Below are 18,163 nucleotides of genomic sequence, written 5' to 3' on the forward strand. Positions count from 1 at the left end.
GGCCCGGCGCCATGGGGCGACAGGGGGCGGTCGCCGTCCGTCCGGCCAGGAGGCGCCGGCGGGAGGTGGATCGAGGCCCTTCGCTGGTTGACGGCAGGGTACGGGGGACTGTACAACCGCGAATCGGGGCGTAAACGGGTAGGCATACTGGGGAGGACCCGTGTCGCAAATCAAGTGCCGGCGTGCGCTCCGGCTGCTCGCCGGCGCGGTGGTCGTCGTGACCCTGGGCGGGTGCGGCGCGTCCGCCGAGCCGGGCGACGAGGTCGCGGCGGTCAGCGACCGGACCGTGTCCGTCGGCCTGCTGCTGCCCACCTCCGGCGTCAACAAGGCCGTGGGCGACGACATGCGGCGCGGCTTCGCGCTGTACCTGCGCCGGCACGGCGGCATCCTCGGCGGCCACCGCGTCCAGGTGGAGACCGCCGACGAGGGCGAGACCGCCGACAGCGGCCGGGCCGGCCTGGCCGAACTGGTCGGCAAGGGGGTGGCCGCCGTGGCGGGCGTCGCCTCGCCGGACGTCCTCAGCGCGCTGCGCGACCCGATCCGGGCGGCGAAGATCCCGCTGATCGGCGTGAACGGCTCTCCGGCGAGCCTCCAGGGCGAGATCTTCGTCTGGCGCACGTCCTACGTGGGCACCGACCCCGGCCTGGCGATGGGCCGGTACATGGCGGAGAACGTCAGCGGCCGGGTGGTCATGGTGCTGCCGGACCAGCGCGGCGGGCAGGACGTGCTCGACGGGTTCCGGGACGGCTTCGGCACCGACGCCCGGCTGGACCGGGAGCCGATGTTCGCGGGCGCCGCCGCCAACCCGGGCAAGGGCGCGTACGCGGGCCTGGTCCGGCAGATCCGGCAGCGCCGCCCGGCGGCGGTGTTCGCGGCACTGACCGGTCCGGCGGCGGCGGAGTTCGTCCGGGAGTACCGGTCGGCGGGCGTCACGGCCGGCCTGTACGGCACCGGGTTCCTGACCGAGGGCACCGGCGTCGCCGAGGCGGGCGCCCCGGCCGTGGGCATCACCACGGCGCTGAACTACTCGGCCGACCTGCCGTACCCGGCCAACCGGGTCTTCGCCTCCGCGTACCGCAAGGAGCACGGCGCGGCGCCGACGACCTACGCGATGGCCGCCTACGACGCCGCGGCCGTGCTGGACCGGGCGGTCCAGCTCGCCAAGGGTGACCTGAGCGCCCAGACCATCAACCTGCACCTGGGCCGCGTCGGCCAGGTCGACAGCCCGCGCGGGCTGTGGCAGTTCAACCAGTCCCGCACGCCCCAGCAGAAGTGGTACCTGCGCGAGGTCCGGGCCGACGGCCAGGTCACCTCCAACGTCGTCATCCGCGAACTGGCGACCCTCGGTTGACCGGCCGCGCCGGGTCAGCGGCGCAGTTCGGCGACGCAGCACTTCACGCTGCCGCCGCCCTTCTTCAGCTCGGACAGGTCGACGGGCACCGGGTGGTAGCCGGCGGCGGCCAGCGTGCGGGCCAGGCCGGCGCACTCGGTGTTGAGCACGACGTTGCGGCCGTCGCTGACCAGGTTCAGGCCGAACGCCATCGCGTCCTCGCGCGGCGCGACGACGGCGTCGGGGAACAGTTGGCGCAGCACCCGCTGCGAGGAGTCCGAGAAGGCCGCGGGGTAGTAGACGACGTTGCCGTCGTCGAGCGCGGCCAGTGCCGTGTCGAGGTGGTAGAAGTGCGGGTCGACCAGCTTGAGGCTGATCACCGGGCGGCCGAGGGCCTCCTGGGCCTCGCCGTGGGCGTCGGTCTCGGTGCGGAAACCGAAGCCGGCCAGGATCAGGCCGCCGTGGGCGGCGGGCAGGTACGCGAAGTCGCCCTCGCCCTCGTTGACGACCGTCGGCGGGACGAACCGCCAGCCGGCGTCCTCGTAGAACCGCTGGTGCGCCTTGGCCTCCGCGGCGCGCTGCGGGTACTTGAACTGGGCGCCGTAGGCCACCCCGTCGACCACGAAGGCGCCGTTGGCGGCGAAGACCATGTCGGGCAGGCCGGGCTCGGGCGCCAGCTCGCACACCTCGTGGCCCAGGCCGGCGAGGGTGTCGCGCAGGTCGGTCCACTGCGCGACCGCGTGGGCGGTGTCGACCGCGATGTCCGGGTCCATCCACGGATTGATCACGTACTCCACGGTGAAGTGGGTAGGCGGGCACAGCAGGTAGCTCCGCTGCCGGGCGAGTCGTTCCATCGGCTGTCCCTTCCCGTATCCCTCGTCACCTAAGTGACTGCACGACGCCGCCCCGGGGCCGGATCCGGCCTCAGTGCGGTGACTAAGAGTAAGTAGCGTGCCGGCTGCACAAACAGTAGGCAATCTTGCGTGGGAGCGTCGGAACATTGCGTATTGATCCCGTGGACCAGCAGATCGTTGCCAGTCTGGTCGCCAACGCGCGCATCTCGTACGCCGAGATCGGCGCGCGGGTCTCGCTGTCCGCGCCGGCCGTGAAGCGGCGGGTGGACCGGCTGCGCGCGCACGGGGTCATCCGGGGCTTCACCGCCGTGGTGGACCCGGCCGCCGTGGGCTGGTCGACCGAGGCGTTCGTGGAGCTGTACTGCTCGGGCCGGACCTCGCGGTCGCAGCTCGCCGCCGCGGTCCGCCGGCACCCGGAGGTGGTGGCCGCCTACACGGTGTCGGGGCAGGCCGACGCGCTGGTCCACCTGCGCGCGGCCGACATCTCCCACATGGAGCGGATCCTCCAGCGGCTGCGCGGCGAGCCGTTCGTCGCCTCCACCCGCAGCCTGATCGTCCTCTCCCGCCTGACCGAGCCCCCGGCGCAGGTCTTCCCGGAGGGGTAGCCGGCCACTCTGCTCAGCCCGGCGGCCCGGCTGCCGATCGGGCCGTCATGCCGTCACTGCGAAACCTCCGGGTCGGAACGAAGCTCGTCGTCAACGCCGGGGTCGCCCTGAGCCTGCTCACCGCGGTGGCCGCCATCGGCTACCTGGCCTCGCGCGACGGCGAGGCCGCCGCCGACCGCGCCGTGCGGGCCACGGAGCTGTCCCGCGACGTCACCGCGCTGACCTACCGCGCCGCCGACCTCAACGGCTGGCAGACGGCCTACGCGCTCGACGTCGGCCGGCACGGCCCGGCCGCGGCGGGGGACACCGCCGCCAACCGGCAGGCGTTCCTGGTCGCGGCCGCGGTGGTGGAGACCGAGTACGCCCGCACGTACGCGGAGATGGTCAGCCCCGAGGCGCGCGCCCACGCCGCGGCGTTCCGGACGGCGTTCGCCGACTTCATGGCGCTGGACGCCCGGATCGTGGCCCGGTACCGCACCGGCCGCCCCGCGGACCGCGCCGCCGCCGACGCCCTGGTCGTCGGCGACGCGGTGGCGACCTACCAGCGGATGGTGCGCGAGGGGGAGGCCGCCGGCAGGGCGTCGGTCGCCCGGGCCGACGGGATCCGGCAGGAGTTCGCCGCCAGCAGCGCCGCCGAGCGCGGCTGGATCCCGGCCATGGCCATGGCCGCGGCCCTGCTGATGGTGCTGGGCGCGGTGTTCGTCCAGCGCAGCATCGTGCCGCCGCTGCGCCGGGTGTCCGCCGTGCTGCGGGCGATGGCCGAGGGCGACCTGACCACGTCCGCCGCGGTCGCCCAGACCGACGAGATCGGCGAGATGGCCGGCGCGCTCGACCAGGCCAACGCCCGGACCCGGGACACCCTGGCGGAGGTCGGCGACCACGCCCGGACCGTGGCCGCCAGCGCCGAGGAGCTGTCCGTCACCAGCCGCGAGATCGCCCTCTCCTCCGGCGAGTCGGCGACCCAGGCCGGCATCGTCGCCGCCTCCACCGAGGAGGTGTCGGCGACGGTACACACGCTGGCCGCGGGCGCCGAGCAGATGACGGCGTCGATCCGGGAGATCGCCGAGAACGCGAGCCAGGCGTCCGCCGTGGCCGCCGAGGCGGTCGGCGAGGCGCACCATGCCGAGGAGATCATGGGACAGCTCGACGCCGCGTCCGCGGAGATCGGCGCCGTCCTCAAGGTGATCACCTCGATCGCGGAGCAGACGAACCTGCTCGCGCTCAACGCCACGATCGAGGCGGCCCGGGCGGGCGAGGCCGGCAAGGGCTTCGCCGTCGTGGCCTCCGAGGTCAAGGACCTGGCGCAGGAGACCGCCCGGGCCACGGGCGACATCGCCGGCCGGATCGAGGCGATCCAGGGCGGCGCCAACAACGCCACCCGGGCCATCGGCGCCATCACCGCCGTGATCGACCGGGTGCACTCATACCAGCAGACGATCGCCGCCGCGGTCGAGGAGCAGACGGCCACGACCAACGAGATCAGCCGCAGCGTCGGGGAGGCCGCGACCGGTACGTCGAGCATCTCGGAGAACATCACCGGGATCGCCCAGTCGGCCAACGACACCAGCACGGGCGTCGGCCAGACCCAGGTCACCGCCGATGAGCTGGCCCAGCGGTCGGCCCGGTTGACCGCGCTGATCGGCAGCTTCCGGGTGCAGTGACGGCCGGCCGCCCGGCCGCGCCGCCGGAGAACCGCGCGCCGTCGGCGGGGCGGGGCGGCGGCGCTCCCGCGGGGCAACGGCGGTCGGTATGGTGTGTCCATGACTGTCGATATGGAGGATGCCGTGATCAGCGGAACGGACGGATCGGCTGCCGCTTCGGCCGCCCCCGGCGCCCGTCCGCTGCTGCCGGTGGTGGGCGGCGGCGTCCCGGTGCCGGTGGTGACCGGCGGGACCGTGCCGTACGCGAACCTGGACTACGCGGCCAGCGCCCCGTCGCTGGAGTCCGTCGCCGCGCGGTTGACCACCGCGCTGCCGCTGTACTCCAGCGTGCACCGCGGCGCCGGTTACGCCTCGCAGGTGATGACCTCGCTGTTCGAGTCCGCCCGCGAGGAGATCTCGGCGTTCGTCGGGGCCCGCGGCGACGACGAGGTGATCTTCACCCGCTGCACCACCGACGCGCTGAACCTGGCCGCCCGCGCCGTGCCGGCCGGCGGCGAGGTCGTCTTCCTTGACATCGAGCACCACGCCAACCTGCTGCCCTGGCGCGCCCGCGCCCACCGCTGCGTCACGGCCGCGGCCACGGTCGGCGAGACGCTGGCCGTGCTGGCGGCCGACCTGGACGCCCGCCCCGCCGCGCTCGTGGCGGTGACCGGCGCCTCCAACGTCTCCGGCGAGGTCACCCCGCTGGCCGACATCGTCGCGCTCGCGCACGCCCGCGGCGCCCGGGTCCTGGTCGACGCCGCCCAGTTGGCGCCCCACCGGCCGATCGACATGGCGGCGACGGACGTCGACTACGTGGCGTTCGCCGGCCACAAGCTGTATGCGCCGTACGGGGCCGGCGCGCTGGTCGGCCGCCGCGACTGGCTGGACCGGGCCGAGCCGTTCCTGTACGGCGGCGGCGCGGTCCACGACGTCAGCCTGGGCGAGATCTCCTGGACCACCGGCCCGCAGCGGCACGAGGCGGGCTCGCCGAACGTGCTCGGGGCGGTCGCCATGGCCGCGGCGGCCACGGCGCTGCGCGGGCTGCCGGCCGGCGCCATGGAGGCCCAGGAGTTGGCCCTGCGCACCCGCCTGACCGACGGTCTGTCCGCCCTCGGCGCGCGCATCGTCCGCATCTGGGAGGACGCGCCGGACGTGATCGGGCTGGCGACGTTCACCTTCGACGGGCACGACCCGGCGCGGGTGGCGGCGTACCTGTCCGCCGAGCACGGCGTCGGCGTGCGGACGGGCCGGTTCTGCGCGCACCCGCTGTTCGCGCGGCTGGGCTTCGGCCGCGAGGGCGCGATCCGGGCGAGCTTCGGCGTCGGGTCGCACGCCGGGGACATCGACCGGCTGGTCGCGGCGCTGGACGCATACCTCACCGAGGGGCCGCGGTGGCAGTACGCCGCCACCGCCCAGGGCTGGCTCCCGCAGCCCGACCCGCGGCCGTGGCCGGAGTGGGCCGCGGTGAACCCGGCCGCCGGCCCGGGCCTGTCCCCGTGCGCGGCGAACCCGCTGGGCTGACCCCGCACCCCTGACCGGACCGCACCATCGGAAACCCCCGCCCCGGCGGGGGTTTCCGCATTTCGGCCGGTCGTGAAACGCGGTCGGTCCGCGGTGCGTCTGAATGGCTGACGGTGCGGGCGGACCCGCCCGCCGCGAGGTGTCCGCCGACGCGTTTCGGTGTTGCCGAGCCCGTTTGCGTAGAAAGTTTCCGCAGGTCAGTAGCTATAAGCTATCGACAACTGCCGATTATGTGAGCGAGGATGGCCAGGCACGAAGAGGAGTCGCGACGAGCTTTCCGCAGCGCCCGAGCGAGCTTGAGGGACAGCGCGGAGAGGTATGTGCGACATCTGCATCGTCCTGATGGAGTTGCTTGTGAATCGCCGTACCTTGCGCACTGCCGCCCTGTCCGCCGCCGGTGTCGCCCTCGCTCTGGCGGCCGCCGCCCTCGTGCCCACCGCCCACGCCAGCCCGGTACCCGAGGCCCCGGCCGCCACCGGCGACGGCGCGCCGGCCACGCCGACCGCACCGGCCCCCGATCCGTCGGCGCCGGCCGGCGCCGGCCAGGCGATCATCGGCGGCAAGCCCGCCCCCGCCGGTGCCTACCCGTGGATGGCGCACCTCGCGGTGCAGGCCGGGAGCGGGCCGCTCGTCTGCGGGGGTTCGCTCGTGTCCGCCGACATCATCGTCACCGCCGCCCACTGCCTGGAGGGCGCGACCAAGGTCGAGGCCAGCATCGGCAAGGTGCGGTTCAAGGACGGCGTGAAGCGGACCGGGAGCAAGTTCAAGTCCGGGCCCGGCCCCGAAAAGGGCGACTGGGCGATCGTCAAGCTCGACCGCGGGTACCAGGCGCCGTCGTTCGCGGTCCTGCCCTCGGACGCCAGCAGGGACAAGGCCGCCCGGTTCACGGTGATGGGCTGGGGCGCCGTCGCCGAGGGCGGCAAGATGAGCGACACCCTCATGCAGGTCGAGGTCCCGCTGGTCCCCGACAACAAGTGCGGCCCGGCCGCCTTCGTCGAGGTGTGCGCCGGGGACCTGAAGAACGGCGGCAAGGACACCTGCCAGGGCGACTCCGGCGGCCCGCTCGCGGTCAAGGCGGGCAGCCGCTGGGTCCTGGTCGGGGTGACGAGCTGGGGCAAGGGCTGCGCCAAGCCCAATGAGCCCGGCCACTACGCGCAGATGAGCGCGCTGCTCGGTCCGGTGAAGGCGGCGATCAAGGAACTCGGCGGGGCCGCGCCCGCCGAGACCGCCGATCCCGCGCTGGCCACGGCCCTGGCCTCCTGAGGCGGGCCGCCGCGGGCGGGCGCCGCCTCACCGGGCCGCGGCCGGGCGCCGCGTCACCAGCAGGTGCCGCAGTTCGGGCGCTCGTTGCCGTGGTCGCGCGCGAGCGGCAGCCGGGCCGGGCTCGGCCCCTCGACCCGGGGCGTGGGCGTGGGGCTGAGGTCGTCCGGGTCCGCGGCGGGCGTCGACCAGCAGTCCAGGGGGGAGGTGGCGGCGTACAGGCACGTGTGGTGCACGCCCGGCGCCGCCACGACGTGCAGGTCGCGGAAGTGCCGGCGTACCCGGTGCGCCGGGTAGCTGTACTGCGAGCCCCAGGAGGTCGGCTCCCGCGAGTCGACATGGGCGCCGACCGTGGCCAGGACGGCCGTGAGCGTGTGCGCGTCCGGGAGGCGGTACGGCCGGCAGTAGCGCACCCAGCCGGAGACCAGCAGGCCGTCCTCCACCGCGGTCATGCCGGTGATCCGGCCGGAGTTTCCCTCGCCGCGGACGCAGCGCCCCGCGACGGGGTCCGCCGGCGGGCCGGCGGCCCCGGCCGGTGCGGCGGCGAGGACGACCCCGCCCGCGGCGAGCGCCGCGAGCAGTCGCGTGGCGAGCCGGTGTCCGCGGTGGCGATGTCCCGGGTGCGAGTGTCCTTTGTGACTGTCCATCTGCACAGTTTAGGAAGCCGGCCGGCTGCCCCGCAGCGGCCGATCGGCTACCGCGGGGCGGCGGCGCGGGTCACTGCTGGAGCACCCGGTGCAGGAACTCGCGCGTCCGGGCCTGCCGGGGGCTGCCCAGCACGGCCGCGGGCGGGCCGGACTCGACGATCGCGCCGCCGTCCATGAACGCCACCCGGTCGGCGACCTCCCGGGCGAAGCCCATCTCGTGGGTCACGACCATCATCGTCATGCCCTCGTCGGCCAGCGACCGCATCACCGCCAGGACCTCGCCGACCAGCTCCGGGTCCAGCGCGCTGGTCGGCTCGTCGAACAGCATCAGCTCCGGGTTCATGGCCAGCGACCGGGCGATGGCCGCCCGCTGCTGCTGGCCGCCGGAGAGCTGCGCCGGGTAGGCGTCGGCCTTCTCGGCCAGGCCCACCCGGTCCAGGTTCTCCCGGGCGATCCGCCGCGCCACCGCCGCCGGGCGCCGGAGCACCCGGCGCTGCGCGATCATCACGTTCTGGAGGACCGACAGGTGGCCGAACAGGTTGAAGGACTGGAACACCATCCCGATCCGCCGCCGGACCCCGTCGATGTCGCAGTCGGGGTGGGTGACCTCGACGCCCGCGACCCGGACGGTGCCGGCCGTCGGCTCCTCCAGCAGGTTGACGCAGCGCAGCAGCGTCGACTTGCCGGAGCCGGACGGCCCGACGACGCACACCACCTCGCCGCGCGCCACCTCCAGGTCGACGCCCTTCAGCACCGCCAGGGGGCCGAAGGACTTGTGCAGGCCGCGGACCGAGATCGCCGCCGTGTCGGTGGTCGCCGCGTGGCCGGCCATGTCACTTCCTCCGGTTGCCGCGGCGTTCGAGCCGCTGCACGAGCTGCGACAGCGGCAGCGTGATCAGCAGGTACACGAAGCCCGCCACCACCAGGGGGGTGGCGTTGACCGTGCGGTTGAGCGCGTCCCCGGCGAACTTCGTGACCTCGATGCTGCTGGCGGTCACGCCGAGGACGTACGCGAGCGAGGTGTCCTTGGTGAGCATGATGAACTCGTTGGTCAACGGCGGGATCACGATGCGGAACGCCTGCGGCAGGATGATCGAGACCATCGCGCGGGCGTGCGACATGCCCAGCGAGCGGGCCGCTTCGAGCTGCCCCTTCGGGACGGCCTGGATGCCGGCGCGCAGCGTCTCGGCCATGTAGGCCGCGGCGCACAGGCCCAGGCCGAACGACACGGCCCCGTACACGCCGCCGACGATCTGCGCCTCCGGGAAGGCCAGCGGCACGCCGAAGCCGACCATGAACAGCACGAGCAGGGACGGCAGGCCGCGGAACAACTCGATGTACCCGATGGCGAACCACCGGTACGGCAGGATCGAGGACAGGCGCATCAGGGCCAGCGCCATGCCCAGGACCAGCCCGAAGGCGAACGCCAGCCCGGTGAACAGCAGCGTGTTGACCAGCGCCACCGTGATGATCTCGGGAAAGAGCTCGGCGGCGATGTCCGGGCGGAAGAACGCGTCGGCGAGCCGGCCCCAGTCGGCGCCGAGCGCGACGCCCGCCAGCACCGCCGCGAAGACCAGGTAGCCGGCCACCCGGACCAGTCGCTGTCGCTGCCGCCGGGTCAGCCGGCGGCGCGGCGCCGGCGGCGCGGGAGCCGCCGGCGCGCTCGCGGGAGCACTCAACTGGTCGCGATCCACTGCTTGTAGATCTTGTCGTACGTGCCGTCGGACCGGGCGTCGGCGATGGCCTTGTTGACCGCCTCCACCAGCTTCGGGTTGCCGCCCTTCTTGAGGGCGAAGCCGTACTTCTCGCCGGTGTCGAAGGTGGCGCCGACCGTGTACTTGGTGGGCTCCTTCTTCACCTGGAGGGCGAGCACCGGCATGTCGTTGACGGCGACCTCGACCTGGTTGGTGGCCAGCGCCTGCTTCAGCGCGGCGAGGTCGCGGTAGGAGACGACCTCCAGGCCGAGGTTGCCGTCCTTGTTCTGCTTCTCGACGTACTCCGCGCCCGTCGTGGCCGCCTGCACGCCGACCTTCTTGCCCTTGAGGTCCTCCAGCTTCGCGTACGCGGCGTCGGCGCGCATGACCATCGCCTGGGTCGCGTTGAAGTACGAGTCAGAGAAGTCGAGCACCTTCTTGCGGTCCTCGGTGATGGTGATGCCGGCGGCGGCGATGTCGCACTGGCCGGAGTTCAGGGCCTGCCCGGACTTGATGCCCTCCCAGGGCATGTCCTTGACCTCCTGCGTCACCTTCAGGTTCTTGGCGACCAGGTCGACGATGTCGACGTCGAAGCCCACGACCCGGCCGTCGGCCTCCTTGAACTGGAACGGCTCGTACGGCAGGTGGGTGCAGGTGGTCAGCTTGCCGGCGGCCACGAGGTTCACGCCGGCATCGGTGGTGGTGCCGGACTCCTTCTTGGTGCACCCGGTCGCGGCGGCGGCGAGGGCGGCGGCGAGCGCGGGCACGACCAACGCGCGCCGCTTCCAGCGGGGAAGCGGGTCGGTGTTCTGAGTCATGAGCGGATCATCGTCCAGCCTCGGCGGCCGCCGCCACTCAGCGGTCGAAATCGATGCGCAACGGTGTCTGAGCGCCGCCGCGCCGGCCGGGGCGCAAACCGAAACGAGTCCGGCATCCGCGCCGCGGCGTCCGGGATCAGCCGGCGGGCACCGCCGCGGCGGCGGCCAGCGCGGCTCCCCGGGCGCCGGCCATGTCCAGGTCCGGGACCAGGGCGAACTCCGCCACCGCGGCCTGCTCGGCCCGCAGCGCGGTGTGCGCGCGGACCTGGTCCAGGAACCACCGGCGGAACGCGGGCGCGGTCTCCACCACCCCGCCGCCGATGAGGTAGACGTGCGGGTCCAGGACGTTGGCGACGATCGTCAGCAGCCGCCCGATGGCCATCGCCTGCTGCGCGAAGATGCGCAGCGCGAGCGGGTCCTGCCGCTCGCCGTACCCGCGCACCTGCCGGCCGGCCCGGTCGGCGGGCTCGGCGTGCAGGGGGTGGTCCGGGTACCGGGTCAGCCAGTACGGCAGCAGGTGCCCGGTGATGGCGGTCAGCGACGCGACGCTCTCGGCGTCGCCCGGCGTCCCGCACTGGCAGGTCGGGACGGGCTGGCCCGCGTCGAGCAGGCCGTCCAGCGGGATCGGCACGTGCCCCAGCTCGCCCGCCATCCCCGCCGCGCCGGTCAGCACGCGGCCGTCGACGACGATCCCGCCGCCGAGCCCGGTGCCCACGATCACCGACACGGAGCTGGCGCTGCCGGCCCGCTCGCGCAGGTGCGTCCGGTGGGCGTACAGGGCCGCCGCGTTGCCGTCGTTGTGGTACGTGACGGGCACGCCCAGCCGCTCCTCCAGCGCCGCCCGCACGTCGAAGCCGTGCCAGCCGGGGTGCGCGAAGTTGGTGGACCCCTTGCGCGAGATCACGCCGCGGGCGTCGGCCGGCCCCGGGGTGTCCAGGCCGACGGCGGCGATCTGCGTCCGGTCCAGGTGCGCCAGGGCGAGGATCTGCTCGTACGCCTCGGCCAGCGCCGCGATCGCCGCCTCCGGCCCCTCCCGGACCCGGCTCGGCGTCTCGACCATGCCGTCGACGAGGAAGCGGTTGCCGGCCAGGACGGTCGCGTTGTTCGTCGTGCCGCCGTTGTCGAGGCCGACGACGAGCGGCGCGGGCTGACGATCGGTCATGACGGTCATCCTCGCCGGTGCGGCGGCCCCGGGCACGGCGAACGGCGCCAACGGCCCGAGAATGTCGGTCTGCGCGACTCCGGGGCGGGCGTGTCGGCCACCCGGAGGCGGTACCGGGCGGGCGACCGGGGGCGCCGCGGCGTTCGGGGGACGGGGTGCGGGCCGGGCGGAGGTGGCACCGGCGCGGGCGGGGAGCGCAGGATCAAAAGCCGCAGAGTCCGACACATCGACGCACCGGGGAGGTGGAGATGCGCCAGCCCCCGACCGGCCGCCTGCACTGGGGCCGGGCCGCCGCCGTCGGCCTGCCCGCGCTGGCGGTCGCCGCCGGCCTGCTGTACGCCGTGGCCGACGGCCTCCTGCCGGCCTCGCTCGCGGCGGCCGGCGTCCCCACGAAGGTCTCGGCCGGCCGGGTCGAGGGCGACGGCTTCGTCCAGTACGGCGACGGTGCCCCCGTGGCCGTCGCCGGGATCGCGCGGGCGCGCCTGTACGACTACTGCCAGTCGGTGCGGGCGCCGCTGCTCCCGCTCGTGCTCACCCTCCGCGCCGGGCGCGACGGCGCGCCGGTCACCGCCCGCGACCTGCGGATCGACTCGCAGGCGCTGGCCGGCCGGGCCACCTTCGACGACGTCGCCATCGGACGCGACGCGGGCGACCTCGGCTCGGCCGCCGCCGGCTCCCTCGGCCAGTCCGCCGCGCGCGTGGTGATCACCGACCTGCGCCAGCTCACCCAGGCCGCCAGCGCCGCCGATCTGCGGCTGCACGGCGTGGACGTCGACCTCGGCATGGGGGTGGAGCGGGAGTGCTTCTGACTGTCGCCCGCCGCCGCGCTCCGGGGCGGCCGTGAGTACCGCGGAGCCCGGCTGGTCCGCCCGCCGGCCGGTCGCCGGGGGGCTCCTGCTGCTGTTCGCGGGCTGCTGGACGCTGGCCACGGCACAGGTGCGGGTCACCGGGCTGGCCCTCGCCGAGGGTCCCGCCGGGCTGGCGGCCTGGCTGGTCCCCGCCGCCCTGCTGCTCAGCGGCATCGGGGTGTGGGCGGCGCCGCGCCACCGGCTGGCCTGGGCCGCCGTCGGCGGCCTCGCCGCCCTCGGCGCGCTGGTCGGCCTGAACCTCGGCGGCCTCGTCGTGGGCACGCTGGCCGGCATCCTCGGCGTCGCGTTCACGGCCGGCTGGGTCCCGCGGGTGCCCCCGGACCCGGCGGCGCCCGCGGCCTCCGCCGCCCGGCACCGCCGCGCCGCCGCCCGGGAGGTTCCCCGAGGCCGCCGCGCCGCCGCGCCGGAGGGTTCCCGCCGCCGCTCCCCCGGGCAGCGGCTGGGGCCGGCCGCGGCGGTCCTGCTCGCCGTCGTGCCGGCCGGCCTGCTCGCCCCGGCCGCCGGCCGGCCGGCCCTCGCGCTGCCCTGCCCGCCCGGTGTGACGCCGGCCGCGGGCGCCGCGCACGCGGTGGACGCCGCCCGCCGGTCCGCCGCCGCGCGTCCGCGGGTCCCGGCGGTGCCGGCCGCGGGGGCGCGCGACCCGGACGACGGGTGTACCGCCGCCGACATCCGGCGCCCCGGCCCGGTGGTACCGCTGGAGGCGCCCGCCGGAGGGCCGACCGTGGCCGGCCAGCAGGCCCTGCTCACCGGCGGGGCCGTCGACATGGCCGGCCTCTCCTACGACGGGGTGGTCGAGCTGCCGACCCGCGCCGGCCGCGTCCGCGCCCTCCGGTTCACGATGGACAGCTCCACCGCCACCGACGTCGAGCTGCGCCTGCGCGGCCCGCGCGGGGCCACGGTGGTCAGCGGCGCGAGCCTCACCTTCCAGGGCAACGTGACCCTGTACGCGACGCGCCTGGCCGGCGCGGTGGCCGGGGCGCCGGTCGAGTACACGCCCGCCGCGCCGCCGCCGCAGCTCACGGGGATGTCGCTGACCTCGCCGTCGCTGGACGTGGTCGCGGTCCGCAGCGACCGCCTGACGATGCCGGCGCTCGCCCTGACCCACGAGGACTGACCCGGCGGGACCGGGCCTCGCCCGGCGACCGGTGTCCCGTCACCGCGGTGCCGATCCCGGCGCGGTACCGGGTCACCAGGACGGGACGCGGCCCCGGACGGCGTCCAGCGGGACCGGCCCGTACGCGCGCGAGTCGACCGACTGCGCCCGGTTGTCGCCGAGGACGAGGACCATGCCGTCGGGTACCCGCACCGGCCCGTAGTACAGCCCGTCGACGGACGCCAGGTCGACGTACGGCTCGTCGACCTTCGCGCCGTTCACCACAAGCTGTGCGTCCTCGATCGACACCTCGTCGCCGGCCACCCCGACGACCCGTTTGAGGGTCAGGGCGCCGTCGGCGGGCCCCCGGAACACGACCAGCTCGGACCGGCGCGGCGGGAGCAGGCGGATGCTCACCTTGTCCATCAGCACCCGCTGGCCGACCTCCAGCGTCGGCGCCATGCTCGCGGACTCGACCCGGACCGGCTCGGCGACGACGCCGCGCGTCGCCAGGACGAGCGCGGCGCCCGCCGCGACGGCCGCGCCCGCGGCGAGCCAGCGGCGCGGCCGACGGCGAGGCCGACCTCCCCCGGCGGCTGCGCGGGGGAGGTCGGCGGGCGGCGTCATCGGGTTGTCGGCCTGTCGACCCTCACGCCCAGGGCGGGAGGGTGTCCTTGACCGCCTTGGCGGCGTTGATCGGATCGTTGACGTCCACCGCCCCGGCCTTGAGGCCGACGCTGAACTGCTGCATCATGTCGTGGTCCTCGTGCGGCAGGTTGTGGCAGTGGATCATGTACTTGCCCTTCTGGTGCTCGAAGCGCATCAGCAGGCGCACGGTCTCGCCCTCGCCGACGTACACGACGTCCTTGGGGCCGCGCTCCCAGGGGAACGCGGGCGCGCCGTTGCGGCTGAGGATCTGGAAGTCGATCAGGTGGATGTGGACCGGGTGGAACCAGCCGCCCGACTTGTTCTCGATCTCCCACAGCTCGACGTCGTTGAGGTCGGGGTTCGAGACGACGTCCCGGAAGCCGCTCTCGCCCACGTCGTGCCACGTCTTGCCGTTGATCGTCCACATGTCGTGCTTGCGCTCGACCTCCAGGCGCCGCGAGCGCAGCGACTGCGCCTCGGTGAGCTTCATGACCGGGCTGCCCACGAGCGTCGTCGGGATCTTGTTGTTGACGGTCGTGAACGCGTCGTCGACCACGTCGAAGGCCATCACCTTGCCGGTGTTGGCGAAGTCCACGTTGTTCTTGTTGCTGAGGTTGCGCAGCTCGATCCGCTGGCCCGCCTTGTACTTGCGGAAGTCGATCAGGATCTCGTACCGCTCGGCGCTGCCGTGCCGCCAGCTCCCCACCTGCTGGGCCACCGGCATCAGCCCGCCGTCGGTGGCGACCATGGTGACCGGGTCGCCGGTGCTGAGCTGGAACCGGTACGACCGGGAGATGGAGGCGTTGAGGACGCGGAACCGGTACACCCGGCGCTTGACCTTCATCACCGGCCACGGCTGGCCGTTGACCAGGATGATGTCGCCCCACAGGCCGGAGTGGGTCCGGTCGTTGTAGTTGGGGGCGCCGTCGGCGGCGAGCATGATGTCGTTGACCATCAGCGGCACGTCGAACTCGCCCTGCGGCAGCAGCGCCCGCTCGGCGGGGTCGTGCATGAGGTAGAAGGCGGCCAGGCCGCTGTACACGTTCTCGGCGGTGTGGTGCACCCCGTGGTCGTGGTACCAGAGGGTCCGGGCCGGCTGGAAGTTCGGGTAGCGGTACTCCTTGTAGTAGCCCGGCATGGTGATGTCGTTGGCGTACCCGTCGTACTGGGGCATCGACGCCGACCCGTGCAGGTGGGTCGAGGTGTGGAAGGGGTGGCTCAGCCGCGGGTGGTTCGCGGGCAGCTTGTTGCGCATCCGCACGTACGCGCGCACGCCCTGGTCCAGCTCGATGACCGGGCCGGGGAAGATCCCGTTGTACGCGTAGATCGGCGTGCGCAGGTTGGGGACGAGGTTGGCCACGCCCGGCCGCTGCGAGATCGTGTACCGGGCGAACCGGCCGAGCTGGTCCTTGCCGGTCTGGTACGGCTTGAGCACCGGCGGCCGGACGAACGCCGCGGTGTAGGGCTTGGGCATCTTCGAGGCCGGCAGCGCCGGCAGCGTCGCGGTCTTCACCTCGCGGGTCAGCGGGATCGCCGTCGCGGCGGCGGCGGTCAGGGCACCGGCAGCACTCCACCGGAGGATGTCGCGGCGGTTCATGCGTCCGCTCTGCGGCTGCGCGTCCATGGAGGCTCCTTGCGGGTGAGGTGGGGGGAGGGGGGTGGCCGCCCCCGGCGGGTGACAGCGCCGGGGGCGGCCGGTGGTGCGGTGGGTCAGCGGGCGGTGGCCCAGCCGGAGTACGGCGACGCCGGGGCGGTGCCGAACTTGTTGACGGCCTGGACCACGAACCGGTACTTCACGTTCTTCTTGAGACCGGTGAAGTACAGGTAGCGCAGGTTCGGCTTGACCACCTTGGTGATCTTGCGGCCGGTCCGGTTCTCGTACGAGGTGACCCGGTAGCCGGTGACCGCGGCGCTGTTGTTGACCGCCGTCGTCCAGGTGACCTTGGTGTTGACGACCTTGTCGGCGGTGCTGCCGTGGGCGGCGGTCGCCTTGACCGCGCCCGGGATGCCGACCTTGCGCGCCACCGACCTGCCCGAGGTGTTGCCCGCCTCGTCGGTGGCCGAGAGCTGGACGCGCGAGACCTTGCCGTACAGGCCGCCGACGCTGGCGTCGCCGCCCTCGCCGATGTCGCCCGCGATCCGGTTGGCCACCGCCACGTCGTCCCGGAACACGGTGTACCGCTCCGCGCCGGCCACGCCGTTCCAGGTCAGCCGGGCCGTGCTGTTGCTGGTCGCCGTCGCCACCGGGGCGCCCGGCGCCGCGGGGGCCGCGGTGTCCACGGTGACCGTGGTCGGGGCGGAGCTGTCGTCGCCGCTGCGGACCTTCAGCACGTGCGCGCCGTCGGCCAGCGCCTTGTCCGCGGCCACGGTGACCGAGAACTTGCCGGCCGCCACGTCGGCGGTGCCGAGCACGGTGTCGCCCTCCATCAGGTCGACGCTGGCGCCGGAGGCCCGGCCGCTGAACGTCGGGGTGTTGTCGTTGGTGACGTTGTCGAGCATCGACCAGCCGGTGTCGGACGCGTCGTCGAGGTTCGGGGCCGTCGGCGGGTTGCCGGCGTTGACCTCGGCGAGCCGGCCCTGGAGGTTCCAGAGGTCGGTGCGGGTGTCCACGCCGGGGCCGCTGATCCGCAGGTAGTTCTGCGGGGCGCCGGTGGCGTCGACGAGCGTGGAGCCGGTGACCTTGTGGGCCACGTTGACGTCGCCGAGGTGGCCGGCCGGCGCGGCGGGAGCCACGGCCGGGTCCCAGCTCAGGAACGGCGCGGCGTTGCCGGCGCCGCCCTGGTCCCCGGCGAAGGCGTTGGTCGCCCGCTTCCAGCCGTCGTTCATGCACGAGGCGGGGTCCGCCGCCGGGTCGCCCTCGGTGGGCGAGAAGCAGCCGACGTCGGCGGTGTGGAAGCCGCGCTTGACCTGCCCGTCCCCGTCGGCGGTGATGGTGAAGTCGCCGTACGGGTGGGTGACCGTGTAGGTCTGGTTGGGCTGGAGGCCGTCGACCTTGTCGAGCCGGATCCGGGTGAACAGCGCCTCCTGGCCGGGGACGACCGCCTCGTTGACGTACGTCGACTCCAGCGCGATCACGAACGTGCCGTTGACGGCGCCGGCCAGGGTGGCCGAGGCGGCGAAGTAGAAGTTCTCCACCGCGTAGTTGTCCGGGTAGGACATCGGCTTGCCGAGGTCGGGCAGCTCCGACATCGCGCAGCCCTGCGCGGGGTCGTCGCACATCGCCAGGCGGGTGCCCGCCGAGTCCTCGACGTACATCGGATAGCCCGTCACGTTGTTGACGGGCCCGACGACGGGGAGGGCGGCGCTGGCCGGTAGCGGGCCGACCAGGACGGCCAGCGCGGCGGCGGAAGCGAGCGCCAGGGCGCGCTTTCCGAGAAGAATATGGGAACCCATGAAGTAGTCGTCCTCCGAGCGGGTGGGGGTGTGACAGCGGGGTTTACGTGCCGGTGCCGAGAAGTGTTCAAGCGCACGCCGGCCTGAGGCAAGGACGGTGTGCGCCGGTCGCCGCCGCTCAGCGTGTAGCGCCTCGACCGGCGAAATAGACGGCCGTTCCCGCACTCTCGGGACGGGTGTGCCCACTGGGGTTCACGAGTTTCGTCCGCATTGACCGCCGACAGTGGGTCACCGTTGTGACCTGCGGCGATGTCCTCGTGCTGGCCTTTCGGGCGGATCTGGCCGACGCCGCGGACCGAACGTGACGACGGGCTTGTCCACGCCACTGGACATATTGGCTGACGTCAGTACGGACAGCGCTTTCCCGCGCGCACAAATGCCGGGTCGGGGCGTCCGCGCCCCCACCTTTCGGCGCCTCCGCTGACCGTTCGTACCACCACCGCCGACGGTCGTCGGAGTGCACGGGCGGAAAGGCGGGAGGGCGGCACGCGTTTGGTCCGGTCCGGCTGAGTGGTCGCTGAAATCGGACCGCGCTGACCGCCCCGGGGGGCAATTGCGGACACAGTCCGATCAAAGGCGCGGACGGAATCATCGAAGCACCCAGGTCCCCGACGAGAGGAACTTCG

The 18,163-nt window shown here is 73.9% G+C and carries 16 protein-coding genes; 7 read left to right on the forward strand and 9 right to left on the reverse strand.

The features are described 5' to 3' along the window. The first annotated feature begins 160 nt into the window (after window positions 1-160). Window positions 161-1,351 (forward strand): ABC transporter substrate-binding protein, encoded by a 1,191-nt coding sequence (locus IEY75_RS13515; RefSeq protein WP_189114667.1) that lies wholly within the window; start codon window positions 161-163, stop codon window positions 1,349-1,351. A 14-nt stretch (window positions 1,352-1,365) separates the two neighbouring features. Here IEY75_RS13515 and ddaH read toward each other — a convergent pair whose 3' ends face one another. Then, on the reverse strand, window positions 1,366-2,184 hold the full coding sequence (ddaH, locus tag IEY75_RS13520; RefSeq protein ID WP_189114668.1) for a dimethylargininase: 819 nt from the start codon (window positions 2,182-2,184) through the stop codon (window positions 1,366-1,368). 146 nt (window positions 2,185-2,330) lie between these two features. Between ddaH and IEY75_RS13525 the strand changes: the two genes are divergently transcribed. The 4 genes from IEY75_RS13525 (at window position 2,331) to IEY75_RS13540 (ending at window position 7,216) form a co-directional block, all read left to right on the forward strand. Further along, a complete protein-coding gene (locus IEY75_RS13525) occupies window positions 2,331-2,789 on the forward strand; it encodes an Lrp/AsnC family transcriptional regulator (protein ID WP_189114669.1) in 459 nt (152 codons plus the stop codon). 47 nt (window positions 2,790-2,836) lie between these two features. Further along, window positions 2,837-4,450: a methyl-accepting chemotaxis protein gene (locus IEY75_RS13530; protein ID WP_189114670.1), complete on the forward strand. Its 1,614-nt coding sequence runs from the start codon at window positions 2,837-2,839 to the stop codon at window positions 4,448-4,450. 99 nt (window positions 4,451-4,549) lie between these two features. Continuing rightward, window positions 4,550-5,953 carry an aminotransferase class V-fold PLP-dependent enzyme gene (locus IEY75_RS13535; RefSeq protein ID WP_229789656.1) on the forward strand — a complete coding sequence of 468 codons (1,404 nt, stop codon included), beginning with the start codon at window positions 4,550-4,552 and terminating at the stop codon, window positions 5,951-5,953. Window positions 5,954-6,307: 354 nt separating this feature from the next. After that, a complete protein-coding gene (locus IEY75_RS13540; protein WP_189114671.1) occupies window positions 6,308-7,216 on the forward strand; it encodes a serine protease in 909 nt (302 codons plus the stop codon). Window positions 7,217-7,269: 53 nt separating this feature from the next. Here IEY75_RS13540 and IEY75_RS13545 read toward each other — a convergent pair whose 3' ends face one another. The 5 genes from IEY75_RS13545 to IEY75_RS13565 form a co-directional block, all read right to left on the reverse strand. Continuing rightward, window positions 7,270-7,860: a hypothetical protein gene (locus IEY75_RS13545; protein WP_189114672.1), complete on the reverse strand. Its 591-nt coding sequence runs from the start codon at window positions 7,858-7,860 to the stop codon at window positions 7,270-7,272. Window positions 7,861-7,930: 70 nt separating this feature from the next. Further along, window positions 7,931-8,692 carry an amino acid ABC transporter ATP-binding protein gene (locus IEY75_RS13550; RefSeq protein ID WP_189114673.1) on the reverse strand — a complete coding sequence of 254 codons (762 nt, stop codon included), beginning with the start codon at window positions 8,690-8,692 and terminating at the stop codon, window positions 7,931-7,933. 1 nt (window position 8,693) lies between these two features. Then, on the reverse strand, window positions 8,694-9,539 hold the full coding sequence (locus IEY75_RS13555) for an amino acid ABC transporter permease (protein ID WP_229789659.1): 846 nt from the start codon (window positions 9,537-9,539) through the stop codon (window positions 8,694-8,696). Further along, on the reverse strand, window positions 9,536-10,372 hold the full coding sequence (locus IEY75_RS13560; RefSeq protein WP_189114674.1) for an ABC transporter substrate-binding protein: 837 nt from the start codon (window positions 10,370-10,372) through the stop codon (window positions 9,536-9,538). Before IEY75_RS13560 ends, IEY75_RS13555 begins: the two co-directional genes overlap by 4 nt. 136 nt (window positions 10,373-10,508) lie before the next feature. Further along, window positions 10,509-11,534 (reverse strand): ROK family protein, encoded by a 1,026-nt coding sequence (locus IEY75_RS13565; protein ID WP_189114675.1) that lies wholly within the window; start codon window positions 11,532-11,534, stop codon window positions 10,509-10,511. Window positions 11,535-11,782: 248 nt separating this feature from the next. Between IEY75_RS13565 and IEY75_RS13570 the strand changes: the two genes are divergently transcribed. Together IEY75_RS13570 and IEY75_RS13575 are read left to right on the forward strand one after the other, a co-directional pair. After that, complete coding sequence (locus tag IEY75_RS13570) at window positions 11,783-12,343, forward strand: DUF6230 family protein (protein WP_189114676.1); 561 nt, start codon at window positions 11,783-11,785, stop codon at window positions 12,341-12,343. A 31-nt stretch (window positions 12,344-12,374) separates the two neighbouring features. Further along, on the forward strand, window positions 12,375-13,517 hold the full coding sequence (locus IEY75_RS13575; protein WP_189114677.1) for a DUF6114 domain-containing protein: 1,143 nt from the start codon (window positions 12,375-12,377) through the stop codon (window positions 13,515-13,517). Window positions 13,518-13,589: 72 nt separating this feature from the next. Here IEY75_RS13575 and lepB read toward each other — a convergent pair whose 3' ends face one another. The 3 genes from lepB to IEY75_RS13590 form a co-directional block, all read right to left on the reverse strand. Further along, complete coding sequence (gene lepB, locus IEY75_RS13580; RefSeq protein ID WP_189114678.1) at window positions 13,590-14,123, reverse strand: signal peptidase I; 534 nt, start codon at window positions 14,121-14,123, stop codon at window positions 13,590-13,592. A gap of 22 nt (window positions 14,124-14,145) precedes the next feature. Beyond that, window positions 14,146-15,768: a multicopper oxidase family protein gene (locus tag IEY75_RS13585; protein ID WP_229789660.1), complete on the reverse strand. Its 1,623-nt coding sequence runs from the start codon at window positions 15,766-15,768 to the stop codon at window positions 14,146-14,148. An 86-nt stretch (window positions 15,769-15,854) separates the two neighbouring features. Beyond that, window positions 15,855-17,537, reverse strand: coding sequence for an Ig-like domain-containing protein (locus tag IEY75_RS13590; protein ID WP_189114679.1), 1,683 nt, complete (start codon window positions 17,535-17,537; stop codon window positions 15,855-15,857). Between the last annotated feature and the right edge of the window lie 626 nt (window positions 17,538-18,163).

This window comes from Pilimelia terevasa (assembly GCF_014647915.1).
In the GTDB taxonomy this organism is placed as follows: domain Bacteria; phylum Actinomycetota; class Actinomycetes; order Mycobacteriales; family Micromonosporaceae; genus Pilimelia; species Pilimelia terevasa.

Coding starts and splice junctions, on each gene's coding strand:
- IEY75_RS13565 (WP_189114675.1), bottom strand. CDS start 11,534: ATGACCGATCGTCAGCCCGCGCCGCTCGTCGTCGGCCTCGACAACGGC.
- IEY75_RS13545 (WP_189114672.1), bottom strand. CDS start 7,860: ATGGACAGTCACAAAGGACACTCGCACCCGGGACATCGCCACCGCGGA.
- IEY75_RS13570 (WP_189114676.1), top strand. CDS start 11,783: ATGCGCCAGCCCCCGACCGGCCGCCTGCACTGGGGCCGGGCCGCCGCC.
- IEY75_RS13530 (WP_189114670.1), top strand. CDS start 2,837: ATGCCGTCACTGCGAAACCTCCGGGTCGGAACGAAGCTCGTCGTCAAC.
- ddaH (WP_189114668.1), bottom strand. CDS start 2,184: ATGGAACGACTCGCCCGGCAGCGGAGCTACCTGCTGTGCCCGCCTACC.
- IEY75_RS13585 (WP_229789660.1), bottom strand. CDS start 15,768: ATGGACGCGCAGCCGCAGAGCGGACGCATGAACCGCCGCGACATCCTC.
- IEY75_RS13560 (WP_189114674.1), bottom strand. CDS start 10,372: ATGACTCAGAACACCGACCCGCTTCCCCGCTGGAAGCGGCGCGCGTTG.
- lepB (WP_189114678.1), bottom strand. CDS start 14,123: ATGACGCCGCCCGCCGACCTCCCCCGCGCAGCCGCCGGGGGAGGTCGG.
- IEY75_RS13550 (WP_189114673.1), bottom strand. CDS start 8,692: ATGGCCGGCCACGCGGCGACCACCGACACGGCGGCGATCTCGGTCCGC.
- IEY75_RS13535 (WP_229789656.1), top strand. CDS start 4,550: ATGACTGTCGATATGGAGGATGCCGTGATCAGCGGAACGGACGGATCG.
- IEY75_RS13590 (WP_189114679.1), bottom strand. CDS start 17,537: ATGGGTTCCCATATTCTTCTCGGAAAGCGCGCCCTGGCGCTCGCTTCC.